The sequence below is a fragment of the Streptomyces luteosporeus genome, assembly GCF_039532865.1.
GTDB classification, from domain to species: Bacteria; Actinomycetota; Actinomycetes; order Streptomycetales; family Streptomycetaceae; genus Streptomyces; species Streptomyces luteosporeus.
Genome location: NZ_BAAASL010000023.1, coordinates 37,222 through 61,998, shown reverse-complemented (window position 1 = coordinate 61,998; position 24,777 = coordinate 37,222). Strand labels below are relative to the sequence as shown.

Here is a 24,777-nt window from a genome sequence, read left to right as displayed (position 1 = left end):
TCGAGGGCCCCGGTCGAACGGTTCCCGGAACGGGCCGAATCGCCGCGTGACACCCATCACGTTGGCCGGGCAAATCGGACACCATCTTTGTGCACGCGTTCACAAAGGCATAGCCTGCGTTCAACAGGGCGGTTCTGGGACAAGGCGCTGCCCGCAGCCCCGCTCTACCCGCAGGAGCACCGTGGCAACTGGCCGAACTCACCGACCGGCGACCCGAAGCCGAGGGATCCCCGAGGCCACCGTCGCCCGGCTACCGCTGTATCTGCGCGCGCTGACCGCGCTCTCCGAGCGCTCGGTCCCCACCGTCTCCTCCGAGGAGCTGGCCAGTGCGGCCGGCGTGAACTCCGCCAAGCTGCGCAAGGACTTCAGCTACCTGGGCTCCTACGGCACCCGCGGCGTCGGCTACGACGTCGAGTACCTCGTGTACCAGATCTCCCGCGAGCTGGGCCTCACCCAGGACTGGCCCGTCGTCATCGTCGGCATCGGCAACCTCGGCGCCGCCCTGGCCAACTACGGCGGCTTCGCCTCCCGCGGCTTCCGCGTCGCGGCCCTCATCGACGCCGACCCCGCCATGACCGGCCGGCCGGTCGCGGGCCTGCCCGTGCGGCACACCGACGAACTCGAGTCGATCATCCGTGACAACGGGGTGTCCATCGGCGTCATCGCCACCCCCGCCGGCGCCGCCCAGCAGGTCTGCGACCGCCTCGTGACCGCCGGCGTCACCTCGATCCTGAACTTCGCGCCGACCGTGCTCGCCGTGCCCGACGGCGTCGACGTGCGCAAGGTCGACCTGTCCATCGAGCTGCAGATCCTGGCCTTCCACGAGCAGCGCAAGGCCGGCGAGGAGCCCGGCCAGGGCCCCGCGGCCGTGACCGCCGCCGCCGGCGCCCCGCAGGCCCCGGGCCGTCCGGCTCCGGGCAGCAGGAAGGGACCGGAGGGGGACGTCCCCGCCGTGATGCCGGCATGAGCCTCCTCGTCGTCGGCCTCAGCCACCGCAGCGCCCCGGTCAGCGTGCTGGAGCGGGCCGCGCTCACCCGCGAGAGCCGGGCCCGCCTCGCGCACGACGTGCTGGCCGCCGAGCCCGCCACCGAGGCGGCGGTGCTCGCCACCTGCAACCGCATCGAGGTGTACGCCGACGTGGACAAGTTCCACGCGGGCGTCGCCGAGCTCTCCACGCTGCTCGCCCGCCACTCGGGCGTGGCGCTGGAGGAGCTCACCCCCTACCTGTACGTGCACTACGAGGACCGCGCCGTCCACCACCTGTTCTCGGTGGCCTGCGGCCTGGACTCGATGGTCGTCGGCGAGGGCCAGATCCTCGGCCAGATCAAGGACGCCCTCGCCCTCGGCCAGGAGCTGCACACCGCCGGCCGGCTGCTGAACGACCTGTTCCAGCAGGCCCTGCGGGTCGGCAAGCGCGCCCACAGCGAGACCGGCATCGACAAGGCCGGCCAGTCCCTGGTCACCTTCGGCCTGGAGCAGCTGGCCGCCGGCACCCCCGTCGCCGACTGGGCGGCGGGCCGGCGGGCCCTGGTCATCGGCGCGGGCTCGATGTCCTCGCTGGCCGCCGCCACCCTCGCGCGGGCCGGCGTCGCCCACGTGGCCGTCGCCAACCGCACCCTGGAGCGGGCCGAGCGGCTCGCGGACACGCTCGCAGAGCAATTCGACAGGGGCCTCACCGAGCCCGGCGGGCCCGGCGCGAGCGGCTTCACCGCCTCGGCCGTGCCCATGGACGCCGTCCCCGGCGAGCTGGCGCTCGCCGACGTCGTCGTCTCCTGCACCGGCGCCACCGGCCTCGTCCTGACCGCCGACGCCGTACGGGCCGCCCTCGCCGGCCGTACGAGCGGCGCCGGAGCGGCCCTGGCCCTGCTGGACCTGGCCATGCCCCGCGACGTCGACGCCGCCGTGCACCGGCTGCCCGGCGCCCGGCTCGTGGACATCGAGTCCCTCGCCGAGGCCTCCGCGGACGCGCCCATGGCCGCCGACGTCGACCAGGTGCGCACCATCGTCTCCGACGAGGTCGCCGCCTTCGGCGCCGCCCAGCGCGCCGCGCACATCACGCCGACCGTGGTGGCGCTGCGCACCATGGCTGCCGACGTGGTGGCGAGCGAGATGTCCCGCCTCAACGGGCGGCTGCCGGACCTGGACGACAAGCAGCGTGCGGAGATCACCCAGACCGTGCGCCGTGTCGTCGACAAGCTCCTGCACGCCCCCACCGTGCGCGTGAAGGAGCTGGCCGCCACCCCGGGCGGCGCCGGCTACGCCGACGCGCTGCGCGAACTCTTCGACCTCGACCCGCAGGCGGTCGCCGCCGTCAGCAGGGCCGACACGCGTGCCGACAGGCACACCACGGCACGGGAGCCGGCATGAACGACACCTCTTCGACGCGGCGCACCCTGCGGTTGGGCACCCGCCGCAGCAAGCTCGCGATGGCTCAGTCCGGCCAGGTGGCCGAGGCGGTCCGCAAGGCCACCGGACATCCGGTGGAACTGGTGGAGATCACCACCTACGGCGACGTCTCGCGCGAGGCGCTGGCGCAGATCGGCGGCACCGGCGTGTTCGTCTCGGCGCTGCGCGACGCGCTGCTCGCCGGCGAGATCGACTTCGCCGTCCACTCGCTGAAGGACCTGCCGACCGGGCAGCCCGACGGGCTGCTGCTGGCCGCCGTCCCGAAGCGCGAGGACCCGCGCGACGTGCTCGTCGCCCGCGACGGGCTCACCTTCGAGCAGCTCCCCGACGGGGCGCGCATCGGCACCGGTTCGCCCCGGCGGATGGCCCAGCTCAACGCCTGGGCCCGCGAGGCGGGCCGGCGCATCGAGACCGTGCCCGTGCGCGGCAACGTCGACACCCGGCTCGGCTTCGTCGCCAAGGGCGAACTGGACGCCGTGGTGCTGGCCGCGGCGGGCCTGACCCGCCTGGGCCGGCTGGACGAGGTCACCCAGTACCTGCCGGCCGACCGGATCCTGCCCGCCCCCGGCCAGGGGGCCCTGGCGATCGAGTGCGTCGCGACCAACGCACCGCTCGCCGCTTCGCTCGCCGTGCTCGACGACCCGCTGACCCGGGCCGCCGTGACCGCCGAGCGTTCCCTGCTCGCCGCCCTGGAGGCCGGCTGCAGCGCGCCCGTGGGCGCGTTGGCCGACCTGTTGGTCGAGGAGCAGGCTGTCACCGAAATGCGCCTGCGCGGCGTCGTCGGCACCACCGACGGCTCGACGCTGGTGCAGCTGTCCACCACCGGTCCCGTACCCGCGTCCGAACAGGACGCCCTTGCCCTCGGCCGCGAACTCGCCGCCGAGATGCTCGACAAGGGTGCGGCCGGTCTTATGGGGGAGCGAGCACATTGAACCCCACCGCCCCGAACCACTCCGCGCACGGACACGTCACCTTCCTCGGCGCAGGCCCCGGTGACCCGGGCCTGCTGACGCTGCGTGCCGTGGAGGCACTGGCGGCAGCGGACGTCCTGATCGCCGATCCGCAGGTGCTCGACGTGGTGCGCACGCACGCCCGCAGCACCGTGGACGTGCCCCTCCACACGGTTACTGACGAGGCATCAAAGGCCGCGGACGTGCCCGTCCTTCGGGACACCGCCAATCTTGTCATGGCGTCCGCGCGCGCCGGCAAGCGGGTCGTGCGTGCCGTGCACGGCGACCCCGGGCTCGACGGCGACGCCGCCGAGGAGATGCTGGCCTGCGCCGCCGAGGGCATCACCTTCGAGGTCGTCCCCGGCATCGCCACCGCCGTCGGCGTGCCCGCCTACGCCGGCGTCCCGCTGCGCGACGGCAACGGCGGCGACGTCCGCTTCGTCGACGCCCGCACCGCGGACGCCACCTGCTGGGCCGAGGTCGGCGCCAGCGAGGTGACCGCGGTCGTCTCCACCACGCTGGACTGTGTCGTCGCCACCGCCGCGCAGCTGGTCGCCGCCGGGCGGGGGCCCGACACCCCCCTGAGCGTCACCGTGGCCGGCACCACCACCCGCCAGCGCACCTGGACCGCCACCCTCGGCACGCTCCAGCAGGTGCTCAAGGCCGCCAAGGTGCTGCCCTCGGCCGACGGCGCCCAGCCCGTCATAGCCGTGGTCGGCGAGCGCAGTGCCGCCGACCGGCGCGAGCAGCTGTCGTGGTTCGAGTCCAAGCCGCTCTTCGGCTGGAACGTGCTCGTGCCGCGCACCAAGGAGCAGGCCGCCTCCCTCTCCGACCAGCTCCGCTCCTACGGCGCGGTGCCGCACGAGGTGCCCACCATCGCCGTGGAGCCCCCGCGCACCCCCCAGCAGATGGAGCGCGCGGTCAAGGGCCTGGTCACCGGCCGCTACGAGTGGATCGCCTTCACCTCCGTCAACGCCGTCAAGGCGGTGCGGGAGAAGTTCGAGGAGTACGGGCTCGACGCCCGCGCCTTCGCCGGCATCAAGGTCGCCGCGGTCGGCGAGCAGACCGCCGCCGCCCTGGTCGAGTTCGGCGTCAAGCCCGACCTCGTGCCCTCCGGCGAGCAGTCCGCCGCGGGCCTGCTGGAGGACTGGCCGCCCTACGACCCGGTCTTCGACCCGATCGACCGCGTCTTCCTGCCGCGCGCCGACATCGCCACCGAGACCCTGGTCGCCGGCCTGATCGAGCTGGGCTGGGAGGTCGACGACGTCACCGCCTACCGCACCGTGCGGGCCTCGCCGCCGCCGGCCGAGACCCGCGAGGCGATCAAGGGCGGCGGCTTCGACGCCGTGCTCTTCACCTCCTCCTCCACGGTGCGCAACCTCGTCGGCATCGCCGGCAAGCCCCACAATGTCACCGTCATCGCCTGCATCGGCCCGGCCACCGCGAAGACCGCGGAGGAGCACGGCCTGCGGGTGGACGTGCTGTCGCCCGAGCCCTCGGTGCACAAGCTGGCCGAGGCGCTCGCCGACTTCGGCGCGGCCCGCCGCGACGCCGCCCTGGAGGCCGGCGAAGCGGTCACCCGCCCGAGCGAGCGGCGGCCCGGATCACGTAGGAGGGCACGCAGTTGAGCACCACGTACGGCAGCTTCCCGGGGTCGCGGCCCCGCCGGCTGAGGACCACCCCCGCCATGCGCCGCATGGTCGCCGAACACCGGCTGCACCCGGCCGACCTGATCCTTCCCGCCTTCGTGCGGGAGGGCATCGGCGAGCCGGTGCCGATCTCGGCGATGCCCGGCGTCGTCCAGCACACCCGTGACACCCTGCGCAAGGCCGCCGTCGAGGCCCTGGAGGCGGGCGTCGCCGGGATCATGCTCTTCGGCGTCCCCGAGGACGCCAAGAAGGACGCGCTCGGCACCGCCGGCACCGACCCCGACGGCATCCTGCAGGTCGCCATCCGCGACGTGAAGGCCGAGGTCGGCGACGAGCTGCTGATCATGTCCGACCTGTGCCTGGACGAGTTCACCGACCACGGCCACTGCGGCGTCCTCGACGCCGCCGGCCGCGTCGACAACGACGCCACCCTCGAGCGCTACGCCGAGATGGCCCAGGTGCAGGCCGACGCCGGCGTCCACATCGTGGGCCCCAGCGGCATGATGGACGGCCAGGTCGGCGTCATCCGCGACGCCCTCGACCAGACCGGCCACGAGGACGTGGCGATCCTCGCCTACACCGCCAAGTACGCCTCGGCGTTCTACGGCCCCTTCCGGGAGGCCGTCGGCTCCTCGCTGACCGGCGACCGCAAGACCTACCAGCAGGACCCGGCCAACCTGCGCGAGTCCCTGCGCGAGCTCGCCCTCGACCTCAACGAGGGCGCCGACATGGTCATGGTCAAGCCGGCCCTGCCCTACCTCGACGTCCTCGCGAAGATCGCCGACACCGTCGACGTGCCCGTCGCCGCGTACCAGATCTCCGGCGAGTACGCGATGGTCGAGGCGGCCGCCGCCAATGGCTGGATCGACCGCGACCGGGCCATCATGGAGACGCTCACCGGCATCAAGCGCGCCGGGGCGAACATGATTCTCACGTACTGGGCGACGGAGGTCGCGCGGCAGCTGTAGCCGCCGCTCCCCGCCTCCTCGTCACGCAGCGCAATGGCGGCGTCCTGCGGGAATCCCGGCCTCCGGGACCGCACGGCGCCGCCGCGCGCATTCCGCCCCGTGCGAACCCATCGCGTTTGCGCAGCTCACGCGAGAGTGGGCGCATAGTTCACGATCGTCACCCACACAGGTCGTCTCTTGCTGAAAACCCCGAGGGGCGGGGTATGTGCTCCGACCATGACTACCGTGTGTGTCAGGTCGCTTACTCCACGGAGGCGTGCATGAGCCATGACCCCGAACCCACGGACGACTGGGAGTACACCCTCCAGGTCCCCTCGGACCCCATGGCGCCGTGCATCGCCCGGCGCACCCTGCGCACCATCTTCGAGGAACACGGCTTCCTCGAACTCGCCGACACCGCCGAGCTGCTCACCTCGGAGCTCGTCACCAACGCCTACCGCTACTCCGACGGCCCCGCCTCCGTCCGCGTCAAACGCGAGGGCGACCGGGTGCGCGTCGCCGTGTGGGACACCAACCCCCGCATGCCCGCGCTCGACCGCGTCGCCCTGCCCGACGCCGCCGACAACGGCGCCGAACAGGGCCGGGGCCTGGGCCTGGTCCAGTGGTGCGCCGACAGCTGGGGCGGCTTCGCCCTGCGCGACCAGCCCCAGGGGCTGGTCGGCAAGCTGATCTGGTTCGAGCTCGGCGCCGGCGCCGGATGAGCCCCTACAGGCGCTCGGGCGTACGGATGCCCAGCAGCGCCATGCCCTGGCGCAGCGTGCGGGCCGTCAGGTCGCACAGGAACAGGCGGTTCTCCACCAGCTCCGGCGACTCGGCGCGCAGCACCGGGCACTGGTCGTAGAACGTCGTGTACAGCGAGGCCAGCTGGTAGAGGTACCCGGCCAGCTTGTGCGGCGCGTACTCCGCGGCCGCCTCCGCCACCGTCGCCGCGAACTGGTCCAGGTGCAGGCCCAGGGCGCGCTCCGCCGGTGCCAGCGCGAGCTCCGGGTGCGCCACCGGGCCCGCCCCGCCCGCCTTGCGCAGGATCGACTGGATGCGCGCGAAGGCGTACTGCAGGTAGACCGAGGTGTCACCGTTGAGCGAGACCATCTGGTCCAGGTCGAACTTGTAGTCGCGGGCCGCCGACGTCGACAGGTCCGCGTACTTCACCGCGCCGATGCCCACCTGGGCACCGCGCTCGGCGATCTCCTCCTCGCTCAGGTCCTGGGCCTTCTCGCGCACGATCGCCGACGCCCGGGCGACGGCCTCGTCCAGCAGGTCCACCAGCCGCACCGTCTCGCCCTCACGGGTCTTGAACGGCTTGCCGTCCTTGCCCAGCACCGTGCCGAAGCCCAGCTGCACGGCCGTGACCTCGTCGGTGAGCCAGCCGGCCCGGCGCGCCGTCTCGAAGACCATCTTGAAGTGCAGCGACTGCCGGGTGTCCACCACGTACAGCAGCGTGTCGGCCTTGAGGTTGAAGACCCGGTCGCGGATCGCGGACAGGTCGGTCGCGGCGTAGCCGAAGCCGCCGTCGGACTTCTGCACGATCAGCGGGACCGGGTTGCCCTCCGGGCCCTTCACGTCGTCGAAGAAGACGCACAGCGCGCCCTCCGAGCGCACCGCGACGCCCGACTCCTCCAGCAGGCGGCAGGTCTCGGCGAGCATGTCGTTGTAACCCGACTCGCCGACGATGTCCTCGTCGCGGATCTCCACGTCCAGCTTGTCGAACACCGAGTAGAAGTAGATCTTCGACTCGTCGACGAACTTCTGCCACAGCGCGAGGGTCTGCTCGTCACCCGCCTGCAGGTCCACCACCCGGCGCCGGGCCCGGCCCTTGAACTCCTCGTCCGAGTCGAACAGCGCACGCGAGGCCTTGTACAGCCGGTTCAGGTTCGACATGGCCTCCTCGCCGGAGACCTGCGCGTCCTTGTGGTCCAGCTCGTGCGGGTGCTCGATCAAGTACTGGATGAGCATGCCGAACTGCGTGCCCCAGTCACCGATGTGGTGGCGGCTGACCACCTTCTCGCCGGTGAACTCCAGCAGCCGCACGACCGAGTTGCCGATCACCGTGTTCCGCAGGTGACCGACGTGCATCTCCTTGGCCACGTTCGGCTGCGCCCAGTCGATCACCGTCGTGCCCGGGTGCTCCTTGAACGGCACGCCCAGGCGCTCGTCCGCCGCACGGGCCGCCAGGGTGCCGGTGATCGCGGCATCGGTGACCGAGATGTTCAGGAAGCCGGGGCCCGAGACCTCGACGTCCTTGATCAGCTCGTCCGCCGGCAGGGACTTCACGACCTCGGCCGCCAGCTCCCGCGGGTTGCCCTTCAGCTTCTTCGCCAGCGCCAGCATGCCGTTGGCCTGGAAGTCCGCCCGGTCGCTTCGTCGCAGCAGCGGGTCGGCGGCGCCGGCCTGCGGCACGGCGGCCGCCAGGGCGTCCGCGATGCGCTGGTGAAGCGTGGAAGCGAGCGAAGGAACCGAAGCCATGGAAAGGTGCCATTCCGGTAGGCGGCATTTCGACACCCCGAGTATCCCATGCGTGTACCACGGCCCCCACGGAATTCGCGCCCCCCTCGGGCAACCCGCGGGCCACCCCGTCCGTCTGGGACAATGGTCATGCCAGGACCGTAAGGAAGGAAGTGCCGTGGCTCAGGCTCAGAGCACCGAGGCCGACTGGGTCTCCCGTTTCGCCGACGAGGTCATCGCCGAAGGTGAGCGCCGCGCTCCCGGCAAACCGATCGTCGTCGCCTCGGGCCTGTCCCCCTCCGGCCCCATCCACCTCGGCAACCTCCGCGAGGTCATGACCCCGCACCTGGTCGCCGACGAGATCCGCCGCCGCGGCCACGAGTGCGTCCACATCCTCTCCTGGGACGACTACGACCGGTACCGCAAGGTCCCGGCCGGCATCGACCCCTCCTGGGCCGAGCACATCGGCAAGCCGCTGACCGCCGTGCCCGCCCCGCCCGGCAGCACCCACGGCAGCTGGGCCGAGCACTTCAAGGCCGCCATGATCGAGGCCCTGGACGAGCTCGGCGTCGAGTACCGCGGCATCAGCCAGACCGCGCAGTACACCTCCGGTGCCTACCGCGAGCAGATCCTGCACGCCATGAAGCACCGCGGCGACATCGACGCGATCCTCGCCCAGTACCGCACCAAGGCCAAGCCCGCCACCGCGGTCAAGAAGCAGCAGAAGCCCGTCGAGGAGGCCGAGCTGGAGGCCGCCGAGGGCTCCGGCGCCGCCACCGAGGACGACGGCAGCAGCAGCACCGGCTACTACCCGTACAAGCCGTACTGCACCGTCTGCAACAAGGACCTCACCACCGTCACGGCGTACGACGACGAGACCACCGAGCTCTCGTACACCTGCCAGTGCGGCCACAGCGAGACCGTGCTGCTCAAGGAGTTCGACCACGGCAAGCTCGTCTGGAAGGTCGACTGGCCCATGCGCTGGGCCCACGAAGGCGTGATCTTCGAGCCCTCCGGCGTCGACCACTCCTCCCCGGGCTCCTCCTTCCAGGTCGGCGGCCAGATCGTCGGCCCGATCTTCGGCGGCGAGCAGCCCATCGGCCCCATGTACGCCTTCGTCGGCATCAGCGGCATGGCCAAGATGTCCTCCTCCAAGGGCGGCGTCCCCACCCCCGGCGACGCCCTGCAGATCATGGAGGCCCCGCTGCTGCGCTGGCTCTACGCCCGCCGCAAGCCGAACCAGTCCTTCAAGATCGCCTTCGACCAGGAGATCCAGCGGCTCTACGACGAGTGGGACAAGCTCGCCGCCAAGGTCGCCGACGGCACCGCCCTGCCCGCCGACGTCGCCGCCTACAACCGCGCCGTCCGCACCGCCAGCGGCGACCTGCCGACGACCCCCCGCCCGCTGCCCTACCGCACGCTGGCCTCCGTCGTCGACATCACCGCCGGCCACGACGAGCAGACCCTGCGCATCCTCGGCGACCTCGACCCGGCCAACCCCGTCGCCACCCTCGACGAGTGCCGCCCGCGCCTGGACAAGGCCGAGCACTGGATCAACAACCAGGTCCCCGCCGACCAGCGCACCATCGTCCGCGCCGAGCCCGACACCGAGCTCCTCGCCTCCCTCGACGACACCGGCCGTGAGTCGCTGCGGCTGCTGCTGGAGGGCCTGGACGAGCACTGGTCCCTCGACGGCCTGACCCACCTCGTCTACGGCGTGCCGAAGATCATGGCGGGCCTGGACCCCGAGGCCAAGCCCACCCCCGAGCTCAAGGTCGCCCAGCGCCAGTTCTTCGCGCTGCTCTACCACCTGCTCGTCGGACGGGACACCGGCCCGCGCCTGCCCACGCTGCTGCTCGCCGTCGGCGCCGACCGCGTGCGCAAGCTGCTGAGCGCGTAACGCATCCGAAAAGCGAAAGGGCCCCGGCCCGGTGAGCACTCACCGGGCCGGGGCCCTTTCGCGTTCGCCTGCTGCCTACTGCTTGCCGTTGGCCGCGCCGACCGCCTTCACGATCTCCTTCGTCGCGTCCTGCGCCGACTTCTTCAGCTCGTCCGCGTCCGGCGTCTTCGCGCCCTCGTAGCCGGCACCGCTGTACTTCACGGTGACCACCACGTTCTGGGTGCGCGCGACGACCGTCTCGTTCTTGAACTCGTTGTCGTCCTTCTTCGTCGTCGTGCTCACCACCGACGCCGCGTCACCGATGTCCGAGGCCTTCTCCGTCTTGGCGTCCTTCGCGCCGTCCTGCGTCGTCGCCGCCTGCACCTGCTTGCCCATGAAGTCATCGGCCCGCTTCTCGCCCGAACCCAGCGTCGGGTCCGAGGAGAACCGCTTCAGCGACACCGTCAGCGTACGGAACTGCAGGTCCTTGACGTCCTTGTCGTTCAGACCGCTCCAGATGCAGCTGGCGGAGTCATTGGTGTCGGACGAGGGCAGCGCCTTGCCCTCCTTCTTCTCCGCCTTCGGCACCAGCTTGTCGATGGTGTCCCCGGAAAGCGTCTTGCACACGTCCGGAAGCTTGGCGAACGTCGCCGCCTTCGCGGAGGCGGACGCCGAGGCGCTCGGCTTCGCCGAACCGGGGGCCGCGGACGACGGCTTCTTCTCCGGCTCCTTCTTCTCCCCGCCGCCGTCCGAGCAGCCGGTGGCGACGAGCATCACCGGAACTGCGGCGCAGGCGAGGAATCGGGCGAGTCGCGGGGCTGTACTTCGGTGCATGGGTCCTTCGCTCATTCGAAAGTAGTGACGGCGGGGGCAGTACCGGTTTTGCGTGAGCACGGTTTTATACGGGCACGGTACGCGGCCCGGGCACGGCGGACGCCGCATTGCGCCATCGCGCCCGGGCTAATCACCCGCTAATTGCCGAAGTGCCCCGCATCGAGTTCACGGGCCAGGTCCTGGGCCTTGCCCTGCAGGTCCTGGCTGGCGGGCACGTGCCGCGGATCCGTCGTCCACTGGTCGTACGCGATCGTCACCAGCACATTGGAGGAACGGAAGACCACCGTGACGTCACGGTGCACCCCCGAGCCCGCCGTGACCAGCTTGTCGTTCACGAACGCGTCGTCGCCCAGGTCGTCCAGCACCCGCGGCGCCAGCCGCGGATCGGCCGACGGCGGCGCCGAGGACGCCGTGCCGGACGGCGCCGCAGCGGACGCCGGCGGGGAGGAGGGCGCCGGCGTGGCGCCGCGCAGCTGCGGGGCCGGGCCGGTGCTCGGGGAGGCGCCGCCCGCCGAGGCGGAGGGGGAGGAGGACGGGGACGCCGAGGGCGTCGCGACGGCGATGTGCGCCTCGGCGGCCTGCCGGGCGTACAGCTGCCGGGCCCGGTTCTCGTCACTGATCCCCGGTTGGTACGACACGACCCGCTCGAAGTCCACCGTCAGGTGTCGGGTGCCCTCCGGGGTCTCCAGCTTCCAGCGGCAGCCCACCCGGCGGTCCGTGTCGTACGTGATCGCGGCCTGGCCGCGCAGCAGGCGCTTGGCCTCCTCCTCGTCGCCCTGGTCCACACCCGGCAGCATCCGCCGGATCGTCGCGGGGCTCACGTAGCCGCACGGCTCGGGCAGGCTGTGGTACTTCCCCGGCTCCCCGGAGCCGGCCGACGAGCCGCCCGGCCCGGGCTTGGCGTCCTGGCCGTGGCCGTCGGCCCCGGCGCCCCCGCCGCACCCGCCGAGCAGCGCCGACAGCACTGCCACCGCGGCCAGTGCTGCTGCCGGTGCGTACGCCCTTCGCTGCACTGTCCGTGGCTCCCTTCGCCGGAAAACGGGTTGTCGCCGCAGGGTGGCGACTGAACACAATGTGTACCGCACGGGCCGCCGCATCCGCCGGTTCCCTGTCGACTATCAGCGAATACGTCCGCTGTTTGCTTTATCTGCTCTATTCGGGGGAATGAAACCGATATGTCCTACACCGAGGTGCCCGGCGCCCGGGTACCGATCCGCATGTGGGCCGACCCGGCCACCGTCGAGCCCGTCGCCCTGCGCCAGCTGCAGAACGTGACGACGCTGCCGTGGGTGCAGGGGCTCGCCGTGATGCCGGACGTCCACTTCGGCAAGGGCGCCACGGTCGGTTCCGTGATCGCGATGCGCGGCGCCGTCTGCCCGGCGGCGGTCGGCGTCGACATCGGCTGCGGCATGTCCGCGGTCAAGACCTCCCTGCGCGCCGAGGACCTCCCCGGCGACCTCTCCCCCCTCCGCCGCAGGATCGAGGACGCCATCCCGGTCGGCTTCGCCATGCACGACGACCCGGTCGACCCGGTCCGCCTGCACGGCCTGCCGACGGCGGGCTGGGACGCCTTCTGGGGGCGGTTCCAGGGGGTGGCGGAGGCGGTGAAGTTCCGGCAGAGCAGAGCGCTGAAGCAGATGGGAACGCTCGGGGGCGGAAACCACTTCTGCGAAGTTTGCATCGATGACCAAGGGTCGGTGTGGCTCATGCTCCACTCCGGCTCCCGGAACATCGGCAAGGAACTGGCCGAGTACCACATCGGCCAGGCGCGGAAGCTCTCGCACAACCAGAACCTGGTCGACCGCGACCTCGCCGTCTTCCTCGCCGGCACCCCGCAGATGGCGGCCTACCGGCACGACCTGTTCTGGGCGCAGGAGTACGCGCGCCACAACCGCGAGATCATGATGGCGCTGTTCAAGGACGTCATCCGCAAGGAGTTCAAGAAGGCGAAGCCCACCTTCGAGCCCGAGATCTCCTGCCACCACAACTACGTGGCCGAGGAGCGCTACGAGGGCGTGGACCTGCTGGTCACCCGCAAGGGAGCGATCCGCGCGGGCGGCGGCGAGTACGGCATCATCCCGGGCTCCATGGGCACGGGCTCGTACATCGTGCGCGGCCTGGGCAACGAGGACTCGTTCAACTCCGCCTCGCACGGCGCCGGCCGCCGCATGAGCCGCAACGCCGCGAAGAAGCGTTTCTCCGCCGACGACCTGGCGCACCAGACGCGAGGCGTCGAGTGCCGCAAGGACTCCGGCGTCGTCGACGAGATCCCGGCCGCCTACAAGCCCATCGAGCAGGTCATGGAGCAGCAGCGGGACCTCGTCGAGGTCGTGGCCCACCTCAAGCAGGTCGTCTGCGTGAAGGGCTGAGGCGGACGAAGGGCCGGTCCGGCGACCGGTGCCGGCTCACGCGTCCTGCGGGTACCAGCGCAGTTCGACCGTGTTGCCGTCCGGGTCACGGACGTAGAGGGACTCGGCGTTGCCACGGGCGCCGAAGTTGGTGCTGGGGCCGCGGACGACGTCGAAGGTGCCGGAGTCGATGACGGTCTGCCAGTCGAGGGGCTCGACGACGAGGCAGAGGTGATCGACGTTCGACTCGCCGCGGGGGCCCTCCACCAGGTCGATGATCGTGGTCGGGGTGACGCGGACGGAGGGGAAGGGCACCGTGCCGGCGCGCCACTCGTCCACGCGGACCGGCTCCAGGCCGAGGGGGCCGGTGTAGAAGGCGAGGGCGCGCTCGGCGTCGGAGACGTTGAGGACGAGGTGGTCGAAGTCGATGACGCGCATGGTTCCCGGTCTTTCCGCGTGGGGTGTTGGGTCTGTGCGTCGAATCTAGCCAGGCATGATCGTTTCGGCTATCGGTCGCCGGTCCTCGGTCCCTGGGCCGATGGCCGGTCAGGACTCGCGGTGGACCTTGTAGTTGGACGCCTGGGCGCGGGGGCGGACGACGAGCAGGTCGATGTTGACGTGGGGCGGGCGGGTGACGGCCCAGGTGATGGTGTCGGCGACGTCGTCGGCGGTGAGGGGTTCGGCGACGCCGGTGTAGACGGCGGCGGCCTTGTCCCGGTCGCCGCGGAAGCGGGTGAGGGCGAACTCCTCGGTGCGCACCATGCCGGGGGCGATCTCGATGACGCGGACGGGCTGGCCGCACAGTTCCAGGCGGAGGGTCTCGGCGAGGACGTGGGCGCCGTGCTTGGCGGCGACGTAGCCGCCGCCGCCCTCGTAGGTGGCCAGGCCCGCGGTGGAGGACAGGACGATCACGGTGCCCTCGGCCGCGGTGAGGCGGGGCAGGAGGGCCTGGGTCATGTGGAGGGTGCCGAGGACGTTGACCTCGTACATGGTGCGCCAGTCGGTGGGGTCGGCGGTGGCGACGGTCTCGGTGCCGATGGCGCCGCCGGCGTTGTTGACGAGGACCTCGACGGGGCCCTGGCCGTCGAGCCAGTCGCCGAAGGCGTCGACGGCGGTGCGGTCGGTGACGTCGAGGGGGTAGGCGACGGCCTGGTGGCCGGCGACGGTGAGGTCGTCGGCGAGGGCGCGGATGCGGTCCTCGCGGCGGGCGGTGAGCACGACGCGGTAGCCGGCGGCGGCGAGCTGCCGGGCGGTGGCGGCGCCGATGCCACTGCTGGCGCCGGTGATCACTGCGGTGCGGGTGCTCATGACTGGGCCTCCTGGGGCGGCTGGGATCGCTGGGACCTATGCCGCAGCATAGGCCGGGCCCTCACCGGCCTCGCGGCCCGTACATGATCAGGGCGACGCCGGCGAGGCAGACCAGGGCGCCGGTCACGTCGTAGCGGTCGGGCCGGTAGCCGTCGGCGACCATGCCCCAGGCGAGCGATCCGGCGACGAAGACGCCGCCGTACGCGGCGAGGATCCGGCCGAAGTGGGCGTCGGGCTGGAGCGTGGCGACGAAGCCGTAGGCGCCCAGCGCGACGATCCCCGCCCCGATCCAGGCCCAGCCGCGCTGTTCGCGGGCGCCCTGCCACACCAGCCAGGCGCCGCCGATCTCCAGCAGGGCGGCGAGGACGAAGAGCGCGATGGAGCGGGCGACGAGCATGCTCGTACGGTATTACGGGGGATCGCCCGGTTTACGGCCAGACCAGGCAGTACGGCTGGTGGCCGGCCTCGTGCAGGCGGTGGGAGAAGTCCTGCCACTCGTGCAGGAGCCGGTAGACGGTGAAGGCGTCGCGGGGGCCGCCGCGGTCGGGGACCGTGGACCAGATGAACGCCGCCGCGCCCACCGATTCCTCGCCGATGCCGCGCAGCGGGTCGACGACGGTCATGGGCAGCTTGACGACCGCGTAGTCGGGGTGGAGGACCACCAGCTCGAGCGGGGGCACCTTGTGCAGGGGTATGCCCTGGATGCCGGTGAGGACCATGGCGGCCACGGTCTCCGGCTTGATCCTGGTGAACATCCCGCCCATGCCCAGCTCGTCACCGCCGAGCTCCTCGGGGCGCATGGAAAGGGGTACGCGGGCGGCGGTGGCGCCGTTCGGCGCACCGAAGTACTTGTAGGTCACCCCCACCCGGCCACTCCTGCTCGCGCTGTGTTCCTCACGGCTCTCGCCGCTTTTGTCCGCGCGCCGGTGTCGCCCCTTGTGGGTCCGCTCGGCTCGCTCGGGCCCCAGGTCGTCCGTGCCCTCGCCCAGTCCGCCACCGCGATGCATATCTCCACCCGACCGCACTTTTGGGCAGCACAGCCCCCGCCGCGCAACCCGATCATCGTCTCAGAGACCTCCCCCGCTGCGGACGCGCGAAACGCCCGGACGCGACCGGTGGGAGCGCTCTGAGACCATGGCTAGCGTGAGCTACCCATATGACGCCCCAGTCTCCCAGATGCTCTTCGACCGTGCGTCGGCCGTGACGCCCGGTGGCGTGAACTCTCCCGTGCGCGCGTTCCGTGCCGTGGGGGGTACGCCCCGGTTCATGGTTTCGGGCACCGGTCCGTACCTGACGGACGCGGATGGCCGGGAATATGTGGACCTCGTGTGTTCCTGGGGACCGATGATTCTCGGCCATGCGCACCCGGAGGTGATCGCCGCGGTCCAGCAGGCCGTGGCGCGCGGTACCTCGTTCGGCACGCCCGGCGAGGGCGAGGTCGCCCTGGCGGAGGAGATCGTCTCCCGGGTGGAGCCGGTCGAGCAGGTGCGCCTGGTGTCCTCGGGCACCGAGGCGACCATGTCGGCGATCCGGCTGGCGCGCGGCTTCACGGGCCGGGCCAAGGTGATCAAGTTCGCCGGGTGTTACCACGGTCACGTGGACGCGCTGCTGGCCGCGGCCGGTTCCGGTCTGGCGACCTTCGGGCTGCCGGACACCCCGGGCGTGACCGGGGCGCAGGCCGGGGACACGATCGTGCTGCCGTACAACGACCTGGAGGCCGTGCACGCGGCGTTCCACGCCCACCCGGGTGAGATCGCGTGCGTGATCACCGAGGCGTCGCCGGGCAACATGGGCGTCGTCCCGCCGCTGCCGGGCTTCAACGAGGGCCTGAAGACGGCGTGCGCGCAGAACGGCGCGCTGTTCATCTCCGACGAGGTGATGACGGGCTTCCGCGTCTCGAAGGCCGGCTGGTACGGCATCGACGGCGTCAAGCCGGACCTGATGACCTTCGGCAAGGTCATGGGCGGCGGCTTCCCGGCGGCGGCGTTCGGCGGCCGGGCGGACGTGATGGCGCAGCTGGCGCCGGCCGGCCCGGTGTACCAGGCGGGCACGCTGTCGGGCAATCCGGTGGCGACGGCCGCGGGCCTGGCGCAGCTGCGGCTGCTGGACGACGCCGCGTACGAGAAGGTGGACGCGGTGGCCGCCGAGATCGGCTCTCTGGTGACGGAGGCGCTGGCGAAGGCGGGGGTGGCCCACCGCCTGCAGACGTCGGGGAACATGTTCTCGGTCTTCTTCACCGAGGCGCAGGTCACGGACTACGAGAAGGCCCGCTCGCAGGAGGCGTTCCGTTTCAACGCCTTCTTCCACTCGATGCTGGCGCAGGGCGTGTACCTGCCGCCGTCGGCGTTCGAGTCGTGGTTCGTCTCCACGGCCCACGACGCGGCGGCCGTCGAGCGGATCGCGGCGGCGCTGCCGGCGGCGGCGCGGGCGGCGGCCGAGGCGACGGAGGGGGAGAAGTGAGCGCGAAGGGCGCGGACGACATCACCGTCGTCCATCTGATGCGGCACGGCGAGGTGCACAACCCCGACGGCGTGCTCTACGGCCGCCGGGCGGGCTACCACCTCTCCGAGCTGGGCCGGCGGATGGCCGACCGGGTGGCGGAGCACCTGGCGGAGCGGGACGTGACGTACGTGGTGGCCTCGCCGCTGGAGCGGGCGCAGGAGACGGCGGCGCCGATCGCGAAGACGCACGGGCTTCAGCTGGCGACGGACGAGCGGCTGATCGAGGCGGCGAACGTCTTCGAGGGCAAGACCTTCGGCGTGGGCGACGGTGCGCTGCGCAAGCCGGCGAACTGGCGGCACCTGACGAACCCGTTCCGTCCGTCGTGGGGCGAGCCGTACGTGGAGCAGGTCGTGCGGATGATGGGTGCGCTGGACGCGGCGAAGGACGCGGCGCGCGGGCACGAGGCGGTGCTGGTGAGTCATCAGCTGCCGATCTGGATCGTGCGCAGCTTCGTGGAGAAGCGCAGGCTGTGGCACGACCCGCGCAAGCGGCAGTGCACGCTGGCGAGCCTGACGACGTTCACCTACCGGGGCGACCGGATCGTGTCGGTGGGGTACAGCGAGCCGGCGCGGGACCTGGTGCCGGCGCACCTGCTGGCGGGTGCGAAGCCGGTGAAGGGCGGCCAGAAGGCGTTCGGGGCCTGACGAGGAGGCCGAGCAGACTGGGGGGAGTGCGCGCCGGGTGCCGTGCGCCCGGCGCGCGCCGTACGCCTGGCGGAGCGCCAGAACACCCCCAAGGGGCGGGAAATCCCTCGATAACTGCGCAACCGTCGTAATCCGGCGCGCCCTCATACTCAATGTCCATTTATATGGACGGCGTATGGTATGGGGGCGCAACCGGACGGAGCCGACATGCGCGACATCAGCCGCCGGGGCCTGCTCGGCATGGGGATGGGAGCAGGTGCGGCCGCGGTGCTCGGCGGGGTCGCGGGCTGTTCGCAGTCCGCACCGGACGACGAGGTGGTGACCACCGGTCCGGGGCCGCGGCAGCGCGGTCACGAGGCCAAGGCGAAGGCCCGGCTGATCGGGGACGGCTCGACGGCGGACACCGGCACGCAGCCGGAGCAGCCGCCGAAGCCGGTGCCGCTGGAGCCGGGGGAGAAGCCGCCGCAGTTCGTGATCTTCTCGTGGGACGGCGCCGGCGAGGTCGGCAACGGCCTCTTCCCGCGCTTCCGCAAGCTCGCCCGGGACCACGGCGTGAAGATGACGTTCTTCCTCTCGGGCATCTACCTGCTGCCGGAGTCGCGCAAGCGGCTGTACGAGCCGCCGAACAACCCGGTCGGCGCCTCCGACATCGGCTACCTGTCCGACGACCACATCAGGGCGACGCTGAAGAACCTGCGGGCGGCCTGGCTGGAGGGGCACGAGGTCGGCACGCACTTCAACGGGCACTTCTGCACCGGGCACGGTTCGGTGGCCCGCTGGACGCCGGAGGACTGGGCCTCGGAGATCGACCAGGCCGTCTCCTTCGTCACCCAGTGGCGCACCCACACCGGCTTCACCGACCTGGAGCCGCTGCCCTTCGACTACCGCAAGGAGCTGATCGGCGGCCGGACGCCGTGCCTGCTGAACCAGGAGGGCCTGCTGCCGACGGCGGCGCGGCTGGGCTGGCGCTACGACGCGAGCTCCTCGGGCGGCGAGCAGGTCTGGCCGCGCAAGAAGCACGGGCTGTGGGACCTGCCGCTGCAGCAGATGCCCTTCCCGGGTCACTCCTTCGAGGTGTTGTCGATGGACTACAACATCCTCGCCAACCAGTCGAAGAACACCACCCGCGGCGTGCCCGACCACTACCCCTCCTGGCGCCGGCAGGCCACCGAGTCCTACATCGCCGGGTTCGACCGGGCGTACGAGACGAACCGGGCGCCGTTCTTCGTGGGCAACCACTTCGAGGACTGGAACGGCGGGATCTACATGGACGCCGTGGAGGAGGCGCTGAAGTACATCGCCGACGACAAGCGGCGCGACGTGCGGCTGGTGTCCTTCCGGCAGTTCGTGGACTGGCTGGACGTGCAGAAGCCGGAGGTCCTCGCGTACCTGCGGTCGCTGGACGTGGGGGAGAAGTGGCACGGCAAGGCGGCCGCTGCCGGGGGCCGCCCGAGGCCCCGGCCGCAGGCCACGCCCGAGCGGGAACGGGAGAAGGAGCCGCCGGCCGGCTGGGAGCGGGAGTCCTCCGACGAGACCGAGGGGGGTGCGGAAGATCCCTAAACTGCCCATGCGAAACTTTTCACATGAGTGCCTGCCGCGCCCTTCGACGCCCACTTCCACGCCGTCGTACCACCGTGCCGGCGATCGGCGCGGCCCTCGCGGCGCTGATGCTCAGCGCCTGCGGCTCCCACGACTCCGCGGGAGGCGGGGGGCAGACGCAGTTCGTGCAGGGCACGGGCGGCGTGGACGTCGTCAAGGAGCGCAGCGGCCGGCAGGCGGCGCCCGAGCTGTCCGGCAAAACGCTCGACGACAAGGACCTCGACGTCGCCAAGGAGTACAAGGGCAAGATCGTCGTCCTTAACGTGTGGGGCTCGTGGTGCGCGCCCTGCCGGGCCGAGGCCAAGAACCTCGTCGCCGTCGCGAACGACTTCAAGGACAAGGGCGTACAGTTCGTCGGGCTCGACACGCGCGACCCCGACCCGGCGCCCGCGATCGCCTTCGAGAAGGAGTTCAAGGTTCCCTACCCGAGCCTGTACGACTCCTCCGGCAAGCTGCTGCTGCGCTTCCCCAAGGGCAGCCTGAACCCGCAGTCGATCCCCTCGACCGTCTTCATCGACCGCGACGGCAAGATCGCCGCCCGCGCCATGAAGGCCCTGAGCGAGGACGAGCTGCGCCAGACGCTCGCCCCCCTGGTAGCGGAGAAGTGACCCCGTGATCACCGGGTCCCCCGCCGCCGCGCACGTGCTCGCCGCCGTGACCGACACCAACCAGACCGTCCTGTCCGGCGCGCTGCTGATGGCGCTGCCCGTGGCCGTGCTCGGCGGACTCATCTCCTTCTTCTCGCCGTGCGTGCTGCCGCTGGTGCCCGGCTACCTCTCCTACGTCACCGGCGTCAGCGGCGCCGACCTGGCCGAGGCCCGGCGCGGCCGGATGGTGGCCGGCTCCTCCCTCTTCGTGGCCGGCTTCTCCGCCGTCTTCGTCTCCGCCGGCGCGTTCTTCGGCTACTTCGGCCGGACGCTGCAGGAGTACAAGGGGACGATCTCCATGGTGCTCGGCGCCCTGACGATCGTGCTCGGCCTGGCCTTCATGGGCGCGCTCGGCTTCTTCGGGCAGCGAGAGTTCCGCTTCCACACCAAGCCGGCGCTCGGCCTGGCCGGCGCGCCCGTGCTCGGAGTGCTCTTCGGGCTCGGCTGGACGCCCTGCATCGGGCCGACGCTCGCCGCCGTGCAGTCGCTGTCCTTCAACCAGGCCAGCGCCGGCCGGGGCGCGCTGCTGACCGTCGCCTACTGCCTGGGCCTGGGCCTGCCCTTCGTCGTGACCGCGGTCGCCTTCCGGCGCGCGCTGGGCGCGTTCGGGTGGGTCAAGCGGCACTACGCGTGGGTCATGCGGGCCGGCGGCGGGATGCTCGTCGTCGTCGGCGTGCTCCTGGTCACCGGGGTGTGGGACAGCATGGTCGGCGAGCTGCAGACGTGGTCGAGCACCTTCACCCCTGGGATCTGATCGATGGCCAAGACGAACGGCCCCGCCGGCACCGACACCGGCCCGGACGCCTCGCACGCCCCTGACGCGACGGACACCGAGGACAGCGCGGCCGCCGCGCTGTCCACGGCGCCCGTCGACGACGACGCCGAGGGCGGCCGCGCCGTACCCGGCTCCTTCGGCGGCGTCCGCCGGCCCGGCGCGCTCGGCGCGCTGGCCTGGGCCGGGCGCGAGGCGCTGGGCTGGGTGCGCTGGTGCTGGCGGCAGCTGACCTCCATGCGGGTCGCGCTGATCCTGCTGTTCCTGCTCTCCCTGGCCACCGTCCCCGGCTCCCTCGTGCCGCAGACCGGCGTCGACGAGCTCAAGGTCGAGCAGTGGCGCGGCAAGCACGAAACACTCGCGCCGATCTACGACAAGCTCGGGCTCTTCCACGTCTACAGCTCGGTGTGGTTCTCCGCGATCTACATCCTGCTGTTCGTCTCCCTGATCGGCTGCATCGTCCCGCGCACCTGGCAGTTCGTCGGCCAGCTGCGCAGCCGCCCGCCGGGCGCGCCGCGCCGGCTGACGCGCATGCCCGCGCACGCCACCTGGCACACCTCCGCCGAGCCGGAGCAGGTGCTGGCGGCCGCCGAGCGGCTGCTGCGCCGGCGCCGCTTCCGCGTCGAGCGCGCCGCGGACTCCGTGGGCGCGGAGAAGGGCTACCTGCGCGAGGCGGGCAACCTTCTCTTCCACGTCTCGCTGATCGTGATGCTGGTGGCCTTCGCCTCCGGGCAGCTGTTCAAGTCCGAGGGCGGCAAGCTGGTCGTCGAGGGCGACGGCTTCTCGAACACGCTCACGCAGTACGACGACTTCAAGTCCGGCTCGCTGTTCAGCGCCGACGACCTCGATCCGTTCGGGTTCCGGCTCGACAGCTTCTCCGGGTCCTACGAGCGCACCGGCCCGCAGAAGGGCACCCCGCGCGACTACGCCGCCCACATCACGTACTGGGACGGGCCCGACGGCACGCCCCGGAAGACCACGGTCAAGGTCAACGAGCCGCTGGAGACGGCCGGCTCGAAGGTCTACCTGATCGGCCACGGCTACGCGCCGATGGTCACCGTGCGCGACGGCAAGGGCGACGTGGCCTTCCGCGGCCCGATGCCCTCGCTGCCGCTGGACAGCAACGTCACCGAGACGTCCGTGCTGAAGGTGCCCGACTACCGGGACAAGGACGGCAAGGAGTCCGACCTCGGCTTCAAGGGCAACTTCGTGCCCACGCTCGACCTGCGGGCCGGCACGATGCTCTCCCAGTTCCCGGCGCTGGACAATCCGCGCCTGGTGCTGACCGCCTACCGGGGCAACCTGGGCCTGGACTCGGGCGTGCCGCAGAGCGTCTACCAGCTCGACGACTCCAGGATGAAGCAGTTCACCGACCCCGACGGCTCGAAGTTCGCGCAGATCCTCAAGGTCGGCGACACCATGACGCTGCCGGACGGGGCGGGCACGCTGCACTTCGACGGCATCAGGCAGTGGGCGACCTTCCAGGTCTCCCAGAAGCCCGGCAACGGCCTGGCGCTGGCCGGCGCGGTCGGCGCCCTGGTGGGCCTGGCCGGCTCGCTGTTCGTCCAGCGCCGCCGCGTGTGGGTGCGGGCCCTCGCCGGCGAGGACGGGCGTACGGTCGTGGAGCTGGCGGGCCTGGCCCGCAGCGAGTCCGCCCGGCTGCCCGAGGAGCTCGCCGCGCTGGCCGCCGGCCTGCAGCCCGACGCGCCGCCTGTCGCCCCCGAACCGGGCACCCCAGCCGACACAGCCGAACCGTCCGAAGGAGCGCGCGCGTGACCCTCGCGGCTGCAACCAACGAGAACCTGGCCCACATCAGCAACTGGCTGGTCTATTCGGCCATGGCCGTCTACACCCTCGCCTTCCTCGCCCACATCGCCGAGTGGGTCTTCGGCAGCCGCAGCGCCGTCGGGCGCACCGCGGCGGCGATCACCACCGAGGCGGCGGCCGCGGCTCCCGCGGTGAGCGTGACGGTCCAGCAGGCCGGCGGCGGCACCGCCGTCCTGGAGCGGCCCAAGGTCGTCACCCGGTCGGCCCCCGGCAGCCGGGACGTGCCCGACGGCCCGGGCGCGGCCGGCACCAGCGAGAAGGGCGACCTGTACGGCCGCATGGCCATCTCGCTGACGGTGCTCGCGTGGGCGCTGCACGCCGGTGGCGTGCTCACCCGCGCGCTGTCGGTGCAGCGGGCGCCGTGGGGCAACATGTACGAGTTCTCGACGACGTTCGCGATGGTCGCGGTCGCCGTCTACCTCGCGCTGCTGCTGGCGAAGAAGAACATCCGCTGGCTGGGCCTGCCGCTGGTCACGACGGTCCTGCTGGATTTGGGCCTGGCCGTCTCGGTGCTGTACACCGCCAGCGACCAGCTGGTGCCCGCCCTGCACTCGTACTGGCTGTGGATCCACGTCTCCTGCGCCATCCTCTCCGGCGCGGCGCTGTACGTGGGTGCGGTCTCGACGTTCTTCTACCTCTTCCGCGACGGCTACGAGGCCCGGCTCGCGGAGGACCGCCCCCTGCGGAAGATCGACAACGTCCTCTCGCGGCTGCCCTCGGCGGCGACGCTCGACAAGTTTGCCTACCGCATCAACGCCACCGTCTTCCCGCTGTGGACGTTCACGATCATCGCGGGCGCGATCTGGGCCGAGGCCGCCTGGGGCCGCTACTGGGGCTGGGACCCCAAGGAGGTCTGGTCCTTCATCACCTGGGTCGCCTACGCCTGCTACCTCCACGCCCGCGCCACGGCCGGCTGGAAGGGCCGCAAGGCCGCGATCCTGGGCCTGCTGGCCTTCTCCTGCTACCTGTTCAACTACTACGGCGTGAACATCCTGCTGAGCGGCAAGCACTCGTACGCGGGCGTCTGACCGCAGGGCGGACGTACCAAGGCCCGCTTGCCCCGAACGGGGGAAGCGGGCCTTTGCGCGCGCGCCGCGCCACCGGGCGTGCTAGAGGTGGACCCATGGAGATCCCCTCCCCCTACGGCGCGGCCGAGTCCCAGGGCGACATCCACACGCTGCGCTACGAGCTGTCCATCCCGTACCCCGTCGACGAGGTGTGGGACGCGATCGCCACGCCCGAGGGGCTGCCGGCGTGGCTCGCGGTCGCCGAGCCGTTCGAGCAGCGCGAGGGCGGGGCGATCACCCTGCGGTGGCAGAACACCGACGCGCAGGGGAACGCCACCGTCGCGCCCGGGCGGGTGACGGCGTGGCAGCCGAAGCGGGTGGCGGAGTACACCGTGGAGATCCACGGACGGATCCGCTTCGAGCTGGAGCCGGGGCCGCTCGGGGTCGGCGGCACGCTGCTGCACTTCACCAACGAGATGACCGGCACCGAGGACGTGCGGCTGGACTGCCTCGCGGGCTGGCACCACCACTTCGAGTACCTGCTGCAGGCCCTCGGCGGGAACCCGGCGGACTGGTCGGCGTGGACGACGGAGCGGTGGCGGCAGCTGCGGGAGGAGTACCGCCGGGGGCACGGTTAGCGCTGCGGGCCCTCGTCCTCGTCGCGCTTGAGCGAGCGCAGGAACTCAGGGTTGTCGTCGGGCGCCACCCAGCGGCCGCCGCCGGCCGCGGGACGCCGCGCGGCGCGCGGGCGGCCGGCGATCAGCCAGGCCACCGGGCCGAGCAGCACCTCGCCGAACAGCAGGATGATCAGCACCCAGGCCATCTTCGGCAGGTTGCGGACCTCGTCCTCCGGCGTGTTGAGGCAGTCGATGAACGCGTAGATCCACAACGCCAGTACCAGCAGGAACGGCAGATACCTCAGCATCGGGAAGCCCCCCGGAATACGGCGTGGACACGGCGCGGGAACGGCGTGCGCGGGCCGCCGGAGCGGCCCC

24 protein-coding genes are annotated in these 24,777 nt (G+C 71.7%); 16 read left to right on the top strand and 8 right to left on the bottom strand.

Translation table 11 applies throughout. The features are described from left to right. Positions 1-181 precede the first annotated feature (181 nt). The 6 genes from ABD361_RS25620 (at position 182) to ABD361_RS25595 (ending at position 6,674) form a co-directional block, all read left to right on the top strand. Positions 182-967, top strand: coding sequence for a redox-sensing transcriptional repressor Rex (locus ABD361_RS25620; protein ID WP_344438434.1), 786 nt, complete (start codon positions 182-184; stop codon positions 965-967). Then, positions 964-2,367: a glutamyl-tRNA reductase gene (locus ABD361_RS25615; protein WP_344438432.1), complete on the top strand. Its 1,404-nt coding sequence runs from the start codon at positions 964-966 to the stop codon at positions 2,365-2,367. The genes ABD361_RS25620 and ABD361_RS25615 overlap by 4 nt, the downstream gene beginning before the upstream one ends. Then, entirely contained in the window at positions 2,364-3,338 is a 975-nt protein-coding gene (gene hemC / locus ABD361_RS25610) for a hydroxymethylbilane synthase (RefSeq protein ID WP_344438430.1), read from the top strand. Before ABD361_RS25615 ends, hemC begins: the two co-directional genes overlap by 4 nt. Next, positions 3,335-4,984, top strand: a complete 1,650-nt coding sequence (locus ABD361_RS25605; protein WP_344438427.1) for a bifunctional uroporphyrinogen-III C-methyltransferase/uroporphyrinogen-III synthase — start codon at positions 3,335-3,337, stop codon at positions 4,982-4,984. Before hemC ends, ABD361_RS25605 begins: the two co-directional genes overlap by 4 nt. Next, complete coding sequence (gene hemB, locus ABD361_RS25600; protein WP_344438425.1) at positions 4,981-5,973, top strand: porphobilinogen synthase; 993 nt, start codon at positions 4,981-4,983, stop codon at positions 5,971-5,973. The genes ABD361_RS25605 and hemB overlap by 4 nt, the downstream gene beginning before the upstream one ends. A gap of 260 nt (positions 5,974-6,233) precedes the next feature. Next, complete coding sequence (locus ABD361_RS25595) at positions 6,234-6,674, top strand: ATP-binding protein (RefSeq protein WP_344438422.1); 441 nt, start codon at positions 6,234-6,236, stop codon at positions 6,672-6,674. A gap of 4 nt (positions 6,675-6,678) precedes the next feature. Here the strand turns inward: ABD361_RS25595 and argS are convergent, their stop codons facing one another. After that, positions 6,679-8,436, bottom strand: a complete 1,758-nt coding sequence (gene argS, locus ABD361_RS25590) for an arginine--tRNA ligase (RefSeq protein ID WP_344438420.1) — start codon at positions 8,434-8,436, stop codon at positions 6,679-6,681. A gap of 157 nt (positions 8,437-8,593) precedes the next feature. On the opposite strand from argS, the gene lysS reads away from it, so the two are divergent. Further along, complete coding sequence (gene lysS / locus ABD361_RS25585) at positions 8,594-10,315, top strand: lysine--tRNA ligase (RefSeq protein WP_344438418.1); 1,722 nt, start codon at positions 8,594-8,596, stop codon at positions 10,313-10,315. A gap of 75 nt (positions 10,316-10,390) precedes the next feature. Here lysS and ABD361_RS25580 read toward each other — a convergent pair whose 3' ends face one another. Both ABD361_RS25580 and ABD361_RS25575 read right to left on the bottom strand, forming a co-directional pair. Then, positions 10,391-11,128: a hypothetical protein gene (locus ABD361_RS25580; RefSeq protein ID WP_344438415.1), complete on the bottom strand. Its 738-nt coding sequence runs from the start codon at positions 11,126-11,128 to the stop codon at positions 10,391-10,393. A gap of 137 nt (positions 11,129-11,265) precedes the next feature. Continuing rightward, on the bottom strand, positions 11,266-12,141 hold the full coding sequence (locus tag ABD361_RS25575; protein ID WP_344438413.1) for a hypothetical protein: 876 nt from the start codon (positions 12,139-12,141) through the stop codon (positions 11,266-11,268). A 162-nt stretch (positions 12,142-12,303) separates the two neighbouring features. Here ABD361_RS25575 and ABD361_RS25570 point away from each other — a divergent pair, with 162 nt between their 5' ends. Then, positions 12,304-13,497 (top strand): RtcB family protein, encoded by a 1,194-nt coding sequence (locus ABD361_RS25570; protein ID WP_344438410.1) that lies wholly within the window; start codon positions 12,304-12,306, stop codon positions 13,495-13,497. A 36-nt stretch (positions 13,498-13,533) separates the two neighbouring features. Here ABD361_RS25570 and ABD361_RS25565 read toward each other — a convergent pair whose 3' ends face one another. From ABD361_RS25565 to ABD361_RS25550, 4 genes are all read right to left on the bottom strand, one after another. Continuing rightward, a complete protein-coding gene (locus tag ABD361_RS25565; RefSeq protein WP_344438408.1) occupies positions 13,534-13,914 on the bottom strand; it encodes a VOC family protein in 381 nt (126 codons plus the stop codon). Between the two features lie 108 nt (positions 13,915-14,022). Continuing rightward, entirely contained in the window at positions 14,023-14,784 is a 762-nt protein-coding gene (locus ABD361_RS25560; RefSeq protein WP_344438406.1) for an SDR family NAD(P)-dependent oxidoreductase, read from the bottom strand. 61 nt (positions 14,785-14,845) lie between these two features. Next, a complete protein-coding gene (locus ABD361_RS25555) occupies positions 14,846-15,181 on the bottom strand; it encodes a YnfA family protein (protein ID WP_344438404.1) in 336 nt (111 codons plus the stop codon). 31 nt (positions 15,182-15,212) lie between these two features. Continuing rightward, the gene (locus ABD361_RS25550; RefSeq protein ID WP_344438402.1) at positions 15,213-15,791 is read right to left on the bottom strand and encodes a hypothetical protein; all 579 of its coding nucleotides are present in this window, start codon (positions 15,789-15,791) and stop codon (positions 15,213-15,215) included. Positions 15,792-15,918: 127 nt separating this feature from the next. Between ABD361_RS25550 and hemL the strand changes: the two genes are divergently transcribed. The 8 genes from hemL to ABD361_RS25510 all read left to right on the top strand — a co-directional run bounded on the left by hemL (position 15,919) and on the right by ABD361_RS25510 (position 24,420). Then, the gene (gene hemL, locus ABD361_RS25545; protein WP_344438400.1) at positions 15,919-17,244 is read left to right on the top strand and encodes a glutamate-1-semialdehyde 2,1-aminomutase; all 1,326 of its coding nucleotides are present in this window, start codon (positions 15,919-15,921) and stop codon (positions 17,242-17,244) included. Positions 17,245-17,282: 38 nt separating this feature from the next. Next, the gene (locus ABD361_RS25540; RefSeq protein WP_344438511.1) at positions 17,283-17,930 is read left to right on the top strand and encodes a histidine phosphatase family protein; all 648 of its coding nucleotides are present in this window, start codon (positions 17,283-17,285) and stop codon (positions 17,928-17,930) included. A gap of 207 nt (positions 17,931-18,137) precedes the next feature. Next, positions 18,138-19,490, top strand: a complete 1,353-nt coding sequence (locus ABD361_RS25535) for a polysaccharide deacetylase family protein (RefSeq protein ID WP_344438398.1) — start codon at positions 18,138-18,140, stop codon at positions 19,488-19,490. Positions 19,491-19,513: 23 nt separating this feature from the next. Then, positions 19,514-20,137 (top strand): TlpA family protein disulfide reductase, encoded by a 624-nt coding sequence (locus ABD361_RS25530; protein WP_344438396.1) that lies wholly within the window; start codon positions 19,514-19,516, stop codon positions 20,135-20,137. Between the two features lie 88 nt (positions 20,138-20,225). Beyond that, complete coding sequence (locus ABD361_RS25525) at positions 20,226-20,930, top strand: cytochrome c biogenesis CcdA family protein (protein ID WP_344438508.1); 705 nt, start codon at positions 20,226-20,228, stop codon at positions 20,928-20,930. Between the two features lie 3 nt (positions 20,931-20,933). Beyond that, positions 20,934-22,724 (top strand): cytochrome c biogenesis protein ResB, encoded by a 1,791-nt coding sequence (gene resB / locus ABD361_RS25520; protein WP_344438394.1) that lies wholly within the window; start codon positions 20,934-20,936, stop codon positions 22,722-22,724. Further along, entirely contained in the window at positions 22,721-23,803 is a 1,083-nt protein-coding gene (ccsB, locus tag ABD361_RS25515; RefSeq protein WP_344438391.1) for a c-type cytochrome biogenesis protein CcsB, read from the top strand. Before resB ends, ccsB begins: the two co-directional genes overlap by 4 nt. Before the next feature lie 95 nt (positions 23,804-23,898). Then, the gene (locus ABD361_RS25510) at positions 23,899-24,420 is read left to right on the top strand and encodes an SRPBCC domain-containing protein (protein WP_344438389.1); all 522 of its coding nucleotides are present in this window, start codon (positions 23,899-23,901) and stop codon (positions 24,418-24,420) included. On the opposite strand, the gene ABD361_RS25505 is transcribed toward ABD361_RS25510, so the two are convergent. Continuing rightward, positions 24,417-24,707: a PLD nuclease N-terminal domain-containing protein gene (locus tag ABD361_RS25505; protein ID WP_344438387.1), complete on the bottom strand. Its 291-nt coding sequence runs from the start codon at positions 24,705-24,707 to the stop codon at positions 24,417-24,419. The two genes, ABD361_RS25510 and ABD361_RS25505, sit on opposite strands and share 4 nt — an antisense overlap. Positions 24,708-24,777 lie beyond the last annotated feature (70 nt).

Bases quoted from the DNA above. Each gene is read 5' to 3' on its own strand.
- ABD361_RS25530 (WP_344438396.1), top strand. From the start codon at position 19,514: ATGAGTGCCTGCCGCGCCCTTCGACGCCCACTTCCACGCCGTCGTACC.
- ABD361_RS25580 (WP_344438415.1), bottom strand. From the start codon at position 11,128: ATGCACCGAAGTACAGCCCCGCGACTCGCCCGATTCCTCGCCTGCGCC.
- hemC (WP_344438430.1), top strand. From the start codon at position 2,364: ATGAACGACACCTCTTCGACGCGGCGCACCCTGCGGTTGGGCACCCGC.
- ABD361_RS25555 (WP_344438404.1), bottom strand. From the start codon at position 15,181: ATGCTCGTCGCCCGCTCCATCGCGCTCTTCGTCCTCGCCGCCCTGCTG.
- ABD361_RS25560 (WP_344438406.1), bottom strand. From the start codon at position 14,784: ATGAGCACCCGCACCGCAGTGATCACCGGCGCCAGCAGTGGCATCGGC.
- ABD361_RS25540 (WP_344438511.1), top strand. From the start codon at position 17,283: ATGCGGCACGGCGAGGTGCACAACCCCGACGGCGTGCTCTACGGCCGC.
- resB (WP_344438394.1), top strand. From the start codon at position 20,934: ATGGCCAAGACGAACGGCCCCGCCGGCACCGACACCGGCCCGGACGCC.
- ABD361_RS25565 (WP_344438408.1), bottom strand. From the start codon at position 13,914: ATGCGCGTCATCGACTTCGACCACCTCGTCCTCAACGTCTCCGACGCC.
- ABD361_RS25570 (WP_344438410.1), top strand. From the start codon at position 12,304: ATGTCCTACACCGAGGTGCCCGGCGCCCGGGTACCGATCCGCATGTGG.
- ABD361_RS25550 (WP_344438402.1), bottom strand. From the start codon at position 15,791: ATGCATCGCGGTGGCGGACTGGGCGAGGGCACGGACGACCTGGGGCCC.
- ABD361_RS25595 (WP_344438422.1), top strand. From the start codon at position 6,234: ATGAGCCATGACCCCGAACCCACGGACGACTGGGAGTACACCCTCCAG.
- ABD361_RS25505 (WP_344438387.1), bottom strand. From the start codon at position 24,707: ATGCTGAGGTATCTGCCGTTCCTGCTGGTACTGGCGTTGTGGATCTAC.
- ABD361_RS25525 (WP_344438508.1), top strand. From the start codon at position 20,226: ATGGCGCTGCCCGTGGCCGTGCTCGGCGGACTCATCTCCTTCTTCTCG.
- ABD361_RS25535 (WP_344438398.1), top strand. From the start codon at position 18,138: ATGCGCGACATCAGCCGCCGGGGCCTGCTCGGCATGGGGATGGGAGCA.
- ABD361_RS25510 (WP_344438389.1), top strand. From the start codon at position 23,899: ATGGAGATCCCCTCCCCCTACGGCGCGGCCGAGTCCCAGGGCGACATC.
- hemL (WP_344438400.1), top strand. From the start codon at position 15,919: ATGGCTAGCGTGAGCTACCCATATGACGCCCCAGTCTCCCAGATGCTC.
- ABD361_RS25615 (WP_344438432.1), top strand. From the start codon at position 964: ATGAGCCTCCTCGTCGTCGGCCTCAGCCACCGCAGCGCCCCGGTCAGC.
- argS (WP_344438420.1), bottom strand. From the start codon at position 8,436: ATGGCTTCGGTTCCTTCGCTCGCTTCCACGCTTCACCAGCGCATCGCG.